General features: G+C 71.9%; 10 protein-coding genes. 5 read left to right on the top strand and 5 right to left on the bottom strand.

Features of this window, described 5'->3' with window-relative positions; genetic code table 11:
- Positions 1-20: 20 nt before the first annotated feature.
- Together RIN80_RS23285 and RIN80_RS23280 are read left to right on the top strand one after the other, a co-directional pair.
- Positions 21-1,517 carry an MFS transporter gene (locus RIN80_RS23285; RefSeq protein WP_309097598.1) on the top strand — a complete coding sequence of 499 codons (1,497 nt, stop codon included), beginning with the start codon at positions 21-23 and terminating at the stop codon, positions 1,515-1,517.
- 137 nt (positions 1,518-1,654) lie between these two features.
- Positions 1,655-2,413 (top strand): TetR/AcrR family transcriptional regulator, encoded by a 759-nt coding sequence (locus RIN80_RS23280; protein WP_309097597.1) that lies wholly within the window; start codon positions 1,655-1,657, stop codon positions 2,411-2,413.
- 1 nt (position 2,414) lies between these two features.
- Here RIN80_RS23280 and RIN80_RS23275 read toward each other — a convergent pair whose 3' ends face one another.
- Positions 2,415-2,885: a PPOX class F420-dependent oxidoreductase gene (locus RIN80_RS23275; protein WP_309097596.1), complete on the bottom strand. Its 471-nt coding sequence runs from the start codon at positions 2,883-2,885 to the stop codon at positions 2,415-2,417.
- Between the two features lie 10 nt (positions 2,886-2,895).
- A complete protein-coding gene (locus RIN80_RS23270) occupies positions 2,896-3,189 on the bottom strand; it encodes an STAS domain-containing protein (RefSeq protein ID WP_351350385.1) in 294 nt (97 codons plus the stop codon).
- Between the two features lie 275 nt (positions 3,190-3,464).
- Here RIN80_RS23270 and RIN80_RS23265 point away from each other — a divergent pair, with 275 nt between their 5' ends.
- Entirely contained in the window at positions 3,465-4,187 is a 723-nt protein-coding gene (locus tag RIN80_RS23265; RefSeq protein WP_309097594.1) for a GAF and ANTAR domain-containing protein, read from the top strand.
- Between the two features lie 56 nt (positions 4,188-4,243).
- Positions 4,244-4,954, top strand: a complete 711-nt coding sequence (locus tag RIN80_RS23260; protein ID WP_309097593.1) for a GAF and ANTAR domain-containing protein — start codon at positions 4,244-4,246, stop codon at positions 4,952-4,954.
- Here the strand turns inward: RIN80_RS23260 and RIN80_RS23255 are convergent.
- From RIN80_RS23255 to RIN80_RS23245, 3 genes are all read right to left on the bottom strand, one after another.
- Positions 4,937-5,758, bottom strand: a complete 822-nt coding sequence (locus tag RIN80_RS23255; RefSeq protein WP_309097592.1) for a YceI family protein — start codon at positions 5,756-5,758, stop codon at positions 4,937-4,939. The two genes, RIN80_RS23260 and RIN80_RS23255, sit on opposite strands and share 18 nt — an antisense overlap.
- A 91-nt stretch (positions 5,759-5,849) precedes the next feature.
- Positions 5,850-8,390 carry an MFS transporter gene (locus tag RIN80_RS23250; RefSeq protein ID WP_309097591.1) on the bottom strand — a complete coding sequence of 847 codons (2,541 nt, stop codon included), beginning with the start codon at positions 8,388-8,390 and terminating at the stop codon, positions 5,850-5,852.
- 13 nt (positions 8,391-8,403) lie between these two features.
- Complete coding sequence (locus RIN80_RS23245; protein WP_309097590.1) at positions 8,404-8,892, bottom strand: MarR family transcriptional regulator; 489 nt, start codon at positions 8,890-8,892, stop codon at positions 8,404-8,406.
- Between the two features lie 215 nt (positions 8,893-9,107).
- On the opposite strand from RIN80_RS23245, the gene RIN80_RS23240 reads away from it, so the two are divergent.
- Complete coding sequence (locus RIN80_RS23240; protein ID WP_309097589.1) at positions 9,108-9,302, top strand: hypothetical protein; 195 nt, start codon at positions 9,108-9,110, stop codon at positions 9,300-9,302.
- Positions 9,303-9,422: the final 120 nt, after the last annotated feature.

Genomic DNA, 9,422 nt, shown 5'->3' with positions numbered 1-9,422 from the left:
ACTGTTCTACGGTGTAGAACATGACGACGTCCTCCCAGGAAACGACCGCGCCGCGGACGGCGCACGCCGGGCACCCCCAACGCTGGCTGATCCTCGGTGTCATCTGCCTCGCGCAGCTCACCGTGCTGCTCGACAACACGATCCTGAACGTGGCGATCCCCTCGCTCACCCGCGAGATGGACGCCTCGACCGCGGACGTCCAGTGGATGATGAACGCCTACTCGCTGGTCCAGTCCGGGCTGCTGCTCACCGCGGGCAACTCCGCCGACCGCTACGGCCGCAAGCTGATGCTGATGTCGGGTCTGGCGATCTTCGGTGTCGGCTCGCTGGCGGCCGGCCTGTCCCAGAGCCCGGCCCAGTTGATCGCGGCCCGCGCGGGCATGGGCGTCGGCGGGGCGCTGCTGATGACCACGACCCTCGCGGTCGTCGTGCAGATCTTCGACGACCAGGAGCGAGTGAAGGCCATCGCGCTGTGGTCGACGGTCAGTTCGCTCGGCTTCGCGGCCGGGCCGCTGATCGGCGGTGTGATGCTGAACCACTTCTGGTGGGGCGCGATCTTCCTCATCAACATCCCGGTCGCGGTGCTGGGCCTGGTGGCGGTGGCCGCGCTGGTGCCCGAGTCGAAGCACAAGGCCGGTGACCGGCCCGACGTGCTCGGCGCGGTGCTGTCGACCGTCGGCATGACGGCCGTGGTGTACGCCATCATCACCGGCCCCGAGCACGGCTGGGCCTCCGGGCGGGTGCTGGTCTCCGCGCTCACCGGCGTGCTCGTGCTCGGCGTGTTCGTGCTGTGGGAGCTGCGCACCGAGCAGCCCATGCTCGACATGCACTTCTTCCGCAACCAGAAGTTCGTGGGCGCGGTCGCGGGCGCCATCCTCGTGGCGTTCGGCATGACGGGGTCGCTGTTCCTGCTCACCCAGCACCTGCAGTTCGTGCTCGGCTACGAGCCGCTGGACGCGGGGCTGCGGACCGCGCCGCTGGCGCTGACCGTGGTCGCCCTCAACTTCACGGGGGTCGGGGCGAAGCTCGTGCTGAAGATCGGGACACCCGGGGCGATCGCGCTCGGCATGACCCTGGTGTCGGCGGGACTCGCGGCGATCGCGCTGCTCGGCGGGCACGGGTACGGGGGCATGCTGCTCGGCCTGGTCGTCATGGGCGCGGGCGTGGCCCTGTCCATGCCGGCGATGGCCAACGCGATCATGGGGGCGATCCCGCCGGAGAAGGCGGGCGTGGGAGCCGGCATCAACGGCACGCTCGCGGAGTTCGGCAACGGGCTGGGGGTCGCCGTCCTCGGGGCCGTGCTCAACTCCCGGTTCGCCTCGCTGGTCGCCGTCTCGGCGGCCTCGCTGCCCGCGGCGCTGGCGGCGGCGGACTCCGCCGAGGAGAAGGCGCGCATCTCCGACGCGTTCGCCTCCGGTCTGGAGACGAGCCAGCTGGTCGGGGCGGTCGCCGTGCTGGCGGGCGGACTGGTCGCGGCGGCGTTGCTTCGGCGGGCCGAGCGGGCAGAGTCCGCGTAGGAGCCCGGCGCCGGTCGCCGCCGTGCGGGTGCCGCTCGCGCCCGCGCGGCCGGCCGCACACCGGACGCGGCCCCGCGCCCCGGGCGCGGCGGCGCGTCTAGCATGAGCGGCGTTTCGAAGATCGAGGAAGGTGCGCCATGGCGAGAGCGGCCCGGCGGGATCAGCCGCGAACCAGCGTCTGGCTGGAGAGCAGGGCGCACCGGCGGCGCGGGGGCGGACAGCCCTCGGGCCTGGACCGGGACCGGATCATCGAGGTGACCGTCCGGCTGCTGGACGCCGAGGGACTGGCCAAGTTCTCGATGCGGCGGCTGGCCGGTGAGCTGAACGTCACCGCGATGTCCGTCTACTGGTACGTCGACACCAAGGACGACCTGCTCGAACTCGCCCTGGACGCGGCCATGGGCGAAATGCGGTTGCCCGACCCGGACTCCGGCGAGGACTGGCGCGAGCAGGTGCGGGCGCTGGCGCGGGAGTACCGGACGCTGCTGGTGCGGCACCCCTGGGTGTCCGCGCTGGTCGGCGCCTTCCTCAACATCGGCCCCAACAACCTGGCGTTCTCCCGGGTGGTCCAGCGCGTCGTCCGCGGCACGGGCATGCCCGCACGGCGCCTGACGAGCACGATCTCGGCCGTCTTCCAGTTCGTCTACGGCTACGGCACGCTGGAGGGCCACCTGGCGACCCGGGCGGCGGCCGGCGGCATGACCGTGGACGAGTACTTCCAGGAGGCCCTCAGCACGGTCTCGGCCGCCCCGCAGGCCGCCGACGTCATCAAGGAGTCCCAGGAGATCATGGCGGCACGCGGCGGTGACACGGTCGCCGAGATGCTGGAGCGCGACTTCGAGTTCGCCCTGGAGCTGCTGATCGCGGGCATCGAGGCGATGGTCGCGCGCGGCTGACCTACTCCCCTTCGACCAGCCGCGCCGGGAACCCGCCCGTCGCCACCGGGCCCCACCGCTCCGGCGTGATCCGGATGATCGACTTGCCCTGCTTGACCATGGCCGCGCGGTACTCGTCCCAGTCGGGGTGCTCCCCGGCGATGTTCCGGTAGTACTCCACGAGCGGCTCGACGGAGTCGGGCGCGTCGACGACCTCCGCCGTGCCGTCGATCTGGACCCACGGGCCGTTCCAGTCGTCGCTCAGGACGATCAGGCTGACCCGCGGATCCCGCCTGGCGTTGCGGGTCTTGGCGCGCTCCGGGTACGTGGAGACCACGATCCGGCCGGAGTCGTCCACGCCGCAGGTCAGCGGCGAGCCCTGGGGGCCGCCGTCGGACCGGCGGGTCAGCAGGATCGCGTGGTGCCGGGGCCGCACGAAGTCGAGCAACTCGTCCAGGGAGACGCGGGTGTTCGTCGCGATGTTCGGAGCCATGCCCGGCAGCCTACGACGCCAGCGCCTCGGGGAGGTTGTCGTACACGGGGACGTCCCGGCGCAGGCCGGTCAGCTCCAGGACGCGCCCGGCGACCCCGTCCGGCCGGGCCACCAGCCGGACCCGGGCACCGGGGCGCAGGCCCTGGCGTATGTCGTTGATGAGGCGGATGCCCTGGGAGTCCATGAAGGAGGTCGAGGTGAGGTCCAGGACGAGCACCTCCAGCCGGTCGCCGCGGGCGCGGGCCGCGGACATGACGAGCGGGAGCAGCTCCGACGCGTTGCAGTAGTCGATCTCTGCGGGCATCGCGAGGTGGACGCGACCGGGAAAGTCGCGTGGTTCTGTGGGATTCGTGAAGAAGGTCACGGCACTCACCTGGCAGACGTTCGTCCGGTTTCGGTAAGGCCGCTTCCTGACCCGCCCGCCATTCCATCACGCCGGGGGGCTGCCACGGAAGCGCCCTGGCCCGGCCGTCGGCCGGGCGTCACTTCGAGGCAACCGAACAGTTAGAGTGCTGTCCGTCCTGTGCTCGCAGTCGGGAATGTGCTGCGGAGCTCTCCTGCGCACGGCCATGGCCGTGCATGCCGAAGAGGTTCGTGGTGGCTGCGTCCGAGTTTCCTGATTTGCCCCGTTTTCCGGTCGGCTTCGAGCTGGCCGAGGCACTCACGGTGGCTTCTCAGCAACTGCACGAGACCTCCACTCCGCACAGCACACTGCGCACGGCGGTCCGGCTGGCCGTCCACATCATGCCGGGAGCCGAGCACGCCGGCATCTCCGTGATCGAACGCGGTGACAAGCTCCGCACGCTCGCCTGGACCGACGAGGTCGTCCGCTCCGCCGAGTCGCGGCACACCGGCCGCGAACAGCACGGGCACTGGGACCAGCTGTGGCACAGCCCCGTGGCGCGGATAACGGACAGCGAGGCGGACGACGGCTGGGACGTGCTGTCGGCCCTGGGGCTGCGCTCGGCGCTGTCGCTGCGGCTGCGCGCCGACAAGCGCCGGCTGACCGTGCTCACGGCCTACGCCCGCAAGCCCGGCGTCTTCGACGAGGACGCCACGCGCATCGGCCGGCTGTTCACCGCGCACGTCAGCATCGCCCTGGACTCCGCGACCGTGCGCGAGCAGCTCACCGAGGCCATGCACACCCGGGACCTGATCGGCCAGGCCACCGGCATCCTCATGGAGCGTCAGGGCATCGACGCGGCCGCGGCCTTCGAGAGCCTGGTGCGGGCCTCCCAGCGGGAGAACGTCAAACTGCGCGATCTGGCCCGCCGGATCGTCGGCACCCACAACACGGCCTGAGAGGCGGCACAGACCTCGAAGGCGTGTTCGCGGGGCGACGGGATACCCGTACGGTCATGAGCTCCGAGACGTCCGACACGCTGGACCAGGCGATGGTGCGCAGCAGTGGTCTCGACACCCTGCTGCGTGACCTGACCGACCGCGCGGTGCAGGAGGTGCCCGGCGCGGCCGCGTGCAGCATCACGGTGCGTCGCGCCGACCGGCTGCTCACGCTGGCCGGCAGCGAGGGACTGCCCGGCGGCCTGGACCTGCGGCAGTACGAGAACGGCTCGGGGCCCTGTGTGGACGCGGCCGAGACCGGCGCCGAGCAGTACGTCCCGGACCTGGCCGAGGAGTCGCGCTGGCCGGCGTACACGCCGTACGCGCTGTCCGTGGGCGTCCGCTGCGTCCTGGCGGTGCCGGTCGCCGTCGAGGGCGAGACGGGCGCGGCCCTCAACTTCTACGGGCTGGGCGCCGGGGGGCTGGGCGCCGGCCGGGACGCGGCCCGGGCCTTCGCGGCCCGGGCGGGGGACGCGATCAACGTGTCCCTGAGCATCGAGCGCCGCCACCAGTCGGCGGCCGACGTGCGCACCGCGCTGCTGTCGCGCAGCGTCATCGACCAGGCGGTCGGCATCCTCATGGCCCGCGAGCGCATCGACGCCCGCCAGGCCATGGAGCGGCTGCGCCGGGTCTCGCAGGACCGGAACGTCAAACTCCGGGACCTGTGCGGCCAGTTGGTGACGAGAGTCGTCCAGCCGCGCGACCCCTCCTCACGCCGCGGGCAGTGACTCGCCCTGCACGGCCTGGATGTCCAGCTCCACCTTGAGGGTGGTGCCGATGGCGGCGATGCCCGCCTGGAGCACCTGGTTGTAGTTCATCGCGAAGTCCTCGCGCCGCAGCTCGGTCGTGGCACGGAACGCCGCCCGGGTGCCGCCCCACGGGTCCGGGCCCGTGCCCAGGTAGGCCAGGTCCAGATCGACCGGCCGTACGACCCCGTGCATGCCCAGCTCGCCGTGGACCGTCCACCGGTCCGACCCGGTCGCCGTCAGGCCCGTGGACCGGAAGGTGATCTCCGGGAACCGCTCGACGTCCAGGAAGTCCGGCGACTTCAGGTGCCCGTCGCGCATGCCGTTGCCGGTGTCGATCGACCCGGCCCGGATCACCGCCTCCACCCGTGACTTGGTGACGTCGTCCGGGGCGATCTCGATCACGCCGGAGAACTGCGTGAACCGGCCGTGCACGCTGGAGATGCCCAGGTGCTGGGCCACGGCGGCCACGCTGGAGTGCACCGGGTCGATCGTCCACGGCCCGGGCGGCGGCAGTTCGGTGCCGCCCTGCCGGGCCAGCGTCACCGTGCCGACCTCGGCCCGCCCGCTCGCCGTGACGATCACACTCGAGGCGGCGGGCGCGTACCCGACGGCCGTGACGATCACGGTGTACGCCCCCGGCTGCAGCGGCGCCGCGTCCCGCACGGCGCCCTCCGCGTCCGCCTCGGCCCGCAGCACCTGCGCGCCGGTCATGTCCGCCACCGTGACGACCGCGTGCGACACGGCCCATCCGTCCCGGGTACGGATCCTCGCGGTCAGTCCCATCTCCACCTAACTCCTCAGAAAGAAACCGGCCCGTGGCGGGGGGCGCACCTCCGCTCGGAGCGCGCCCACCCGCCACGGGCCGGGGTCCGTACTACTCGCCGGGGTGGGCGAGTTCGATGTCGTGGGCGTCGGTGCCGCGGCCCGTGACCGTCAGCGCGGTGGCCACCGGCGGGTAGCCCGTGGCGATCACGGTGTACTCGCCGCCGTCCAGGTCGGTGAAGGCGTACGCCCCGTCCGCCCCGGTCGTGGCCGAGCCGACGACGTTGCCGGCTTGGTCGACCAGCGTCACCCGGGCGTCGGCCAGCGGGCCGTGCGGGGCGCGCACGACACCCTGGACGCGGGCGCCCGGGTCCAGGTCGATCTCGACCCGGGTGACCCCGGTGCCGCCGACCTCCACGGGCAGGGCGCGCGGCCGGAACCCGGCGGCGTTCACCGCGACGGTCACCGCCCCCGGCACCAGCTCGGCGAAGGAGAACTCACCCTGTTCACCGGTGACCTGGGTGGCCAGCAGATCGCCGCGCACATCGGTCACGATGACCATCGCGTCCTTCACCGGCTGCCCGCTCCCGGCGGCCCGCACCAGGCCGGACAGCCCGCTGGTGCCGCTGAGCAGGATGTCGTAGGCGAGGGGCTCGCCGTTGACGACGACCGTGGAAGCCTGCGGCTGGTAGCCGTCGGCCGAGGCGATCAGGACGTACGATCCCGCGCCCGGCGCGTCGAGCGCGTAGGACCCGTCGGACTGCGCCACGGACCGGCCCAGCTGGCGCCCGGCCAGCGAGATCAGCGTGACGGCGGCCTGCGGCACGGGCGCGGACTCGGCGCCGCGGACGAAACCGCGGACCGGGACACCGCCCCCACCCGGCGCCTGCTCCCCGGCCGGGGCCACCGTGGCGACCGCGGCGAGCCGCTGCGTGCCCTCGGGCCCGGTCCCGCCGGCGGCCTCGGTGTCCGCGACGGCCCAGCTCGGCACGGTCTTCTCCGCGGCGGCCCCGGCCGCCGCCTGAGCGGGAGCCTGCGCGCCGGTCTCGGTGGCCGCCGCCTGCGCCAGCCCACCCTTCGTCTTCAAGGGGACCTCCTTGATGAACAGCGACACCAGCAGCGCGAGCAGCGCCATCGGGGCCGAGTAGAGGAACACGTCCGCGACACCGTGGCCGTAGGCGCTCTCCACGACGGTGCGGATCGGCGCGGGCATCGTGTCGAGGTCGGGGATGCCGCCCCCGCCCGTGCCGGCGTGGCCGAGGGCCGCGCCCTTGGCGCCGAGGTCGGCGAGGCCGTCCTTGACGTAGTCGGTGATCTTGTTGCCCAGGACCGCGCCGAGCGCCGAGACGCCCACCGCACCGCCCAGGGACCGGAAGAAGGTCACCGTGGAGCTCGCGGCACCGAGGTCACCCGGCTCCACCTGGTTCTGCGTGCACAGCACCAGGTTCTGCATCATCATGCCGATGCCGAGACCCAGCAGCGCCATGAAGATCGCTATGTGCCAGTACTCGGTGTCGTAGCGGATGGTGCCCAGCAGCCCCAGGCCCGCGGTCACCAGCACACCGCCGGCCAGCAGCCAGCCCTTCCAGCGGCCGGTCCGGGTGATGACCTGGCCGGAGACGGTGGAGGAGACGAACAGGCCCGCGATCATCGGGATCGTCATGACACCGGACATCGTCGGCGACTTGTCCCGGGCCAGCTGGAAGTACTGGCTGAAGAAGACGGTCCCGGCGAACATCGCGACACCGACGAACAGCGAGGCCAGCGACGCCAGCGTGATGGTCCGGTTGCGGAACAGCCGCAGCGGGATGATCGGCTCGCTCGCCCTGGACTCGACGAGGACGAAGACCGCCAGCAGCACCAGCGAACCGCCGACCATCGCGTACGTCTGCCACGAGACCCAGTCGTACTTGTCACCGGCGAAGGTGACCCAGACGAGCAGCAGGCAGACGGCCGCGGTGATGAAGAACGCGCCGGCCCAGTCGACCTTGACCTTCCGCTTCACCACGGGCAGGTGCAGGGTCTTCTGCAGCACGATCAGGGCGATCACGGCGAAGGGCACGCCGACGTAGAAGCACCAGCGCCAGCCGAGCCAGTCGGTGTCGGTGATGACACCGCCGACCAGCGGGCCGCCGACCATCGCCGTGGCGAAGACGGCGCCGAGGTAGCCGTTGTACCGGCCGCGCTCACGCGGCGAGATCATCGCCGCCATGATGATCTGGGCCAGCGCGGACAGACCGCCCATGCCGATGCCCTGGACGGCGCGGAAGGTGATCAGCATGCCGGGGTTCTGCGACATGCCCGCCGCGGCCGACCCCAGGACGAAGACGACCAGCGCGACCTGGATCAGCAGCTTCTTGGAGAACAGGTCCGCGAGCTTGCCCCACAGCGGGGTGGAGGCGGTCATCGTCAGCAGGGACGCGGTCACGACCCAGGTGTAGGCGCTCTGGCCGCCACCGAGGTCCCCGATGATCCGGGGCAGGGCGTTGGAGACGATCGTCGACGACAGGATCGCGACGAACATGCCGAGCAGCAGGCCGGTGAGGGCCTCCATGATCTGCCGGTGCGTCATCGGAGCGTCGCCGGGGGAGCCGTGGGAGCCTCCCCCGTGCTTGGCATGAGCCCGCACACCGGCTGGTGTGGTCGTTGCCATGGGCTTCCTTTTCTTACGTGCTTGCGGGTGTACGGGTGGTCCGTTCGACAGCGGGGGGTGCCGCCCGGGGCGCGGGCCGGCAGTCGAAGCTCTCGCGCAGCCGCGCCATCAGGTCCGTGAGCCGGCCGACCTCCTCGTCGGTCCAGTCGCCCAGCCGCTCGGCCAGGACCTCGGTGGTCCGCCGGGACAGTTCGTCGAGCTGGGCGCGGCCCGCGGGGGTCAGGCGCAGGATGCGCGAGCGCTTGTCGGCGGGGTCGGGGGAGCGTTCGATCCACCCCTTGTCCACGACGTGCGCGACATGGCGGCTGGTGACCGACATGTCCACCGCGAGCAGCTCGGCCAGCTTGCTCATGCGCATGTCGCCGTGGCGGCCCAGCAGGGTCAGCACGGCCGCCGACCCGCCGGGGCACTCGGCGGGCATGATCCGGCCGAGCTCCCGCTTGACGGCGCCGAAGGCACTGAACTGGCGGACCAGCTCTTCGTACTGCGCCCTCTCGGCCATGACACCTCCCGCTTTCGTTGCTTAGGGCAACCATAGAAGCCATTGGTTGCTGCAGGCAAATAAAAAGGCGGGTTACGGGACCAAAAGTTGGCAAAGGCAAGTATTGCGAGAGTAAATGTGCAGGTGGCGAGCCCGGCACTCCGGGTCGCACGGAGGCAAACGGAAGACCAACCCCCACTTGGGGAGCACCGGCGTTTTCGCTAGGGTCTCGGGCCATGGCTAACAACCAGGCCCCCCAGGGCAATCACGACCCTGCCGGCAGCACCCAGATGTTCCGCGCGTTCGTCGACGAAGCGCCGCAGGGACGCCAGGCCGCGGCGTCCGGCGGCGGCCCGCGCATCGGGCTCATCCTCGGCGTCGTCGTCGCCGTGGCGGTCATCGCGGCGGTCGCCTGGCTGGCGCTGGGGTAGTAGGAAACGGCGGGTTCGCAGGTACTCGGCGCGGGTGCCGGGGCCGGGTGGGTGCGCCACCCGGCGAGCGGGGTGCGGCTGCGCCCACCCGTGCCGCCCCAGCGGCACCGGCTGCCCGCA

It is taken from the genome of Streptomyces sp., from assembly GCF_031181705.1.
GTDB lineage: Bacteria > Actinomycetota > Actinomycetes > Streptomycetales > Streptomycetaceae > Streptomyces.
This window is presented reverse-complemented; position numbering and strand designations above follow the sequence as displayed.

Coding starts and splice junctions, on each gene's coding strand:
- RIN80_RS23285 (WP_309097598.1), top strand. CDS start 21: ATGACGACGTCCTCCCAGGAAACGACCGCGCCGCGGACGGCGCACGCC.
- RIN80_RS23280 (WP_309097597.1), top strand. CDS start 1,655: ATGGCGAGAGCGGCCCGGCGGGATCAGCCGCGAACCAGCGTCTGGCTG.
- RIN80_RS23275 (WP_309097596.1), bottom strand. CDS start 2,885: ATGGCTCCGAACATCGCGACGAACACCCGCGTCTCCCTGGACGAGTTG.
- RIN80_RS23270 (WP_351350385.1), bottom strand. CDS start 3,189: ATGCCCGCAGAGATCGACTACTGCAACGCGTCGGAGCTGCTCCCGCTC.
- RIN80_RS23265 (WP_309097594.1), top strand. CDS start 3,465: ATGCCGAAGAGGTTCGTGGTGGCTGCGTCCGAGTTTCCTGATTTGCCC.
- RIN80_RS23260 (WP_309097593.1), top strand. CDS start 4,244: ATGAGCTCCGAGACGTCCGACACGCTGGACCAGGCGATGGTGCGCAGC.
- RIN80_RS23255 (WP_309097592.1), bottom strand. CDS start 5,758: ATGGGACTGACCGCGAGGATCCGTACCCGGGACGGATGGGCCGTGTCG.
- RIN80_RS23250 (WP_309097591.1), bottom strand. CDS start 8,390: ATGGCAACGACCACACCAGCCGGTGTGCGGGCTCATGCCAAGCACGGG.
- RIN80_RS23245 (WP_309097590.1), bottom strand. CDS start 8,892: ATGGCCGAGAGGGCGCAGTACGAAGAGCTGGTCCGCCAGTTCAGTGCC.
- RIN80_RS23240 (WP_309097589.1), top strand. CDS start 9,108: ATGGCTAACAACCAGGCCCCCCAGGGCAATCACGACCCTGCCGGCAGC.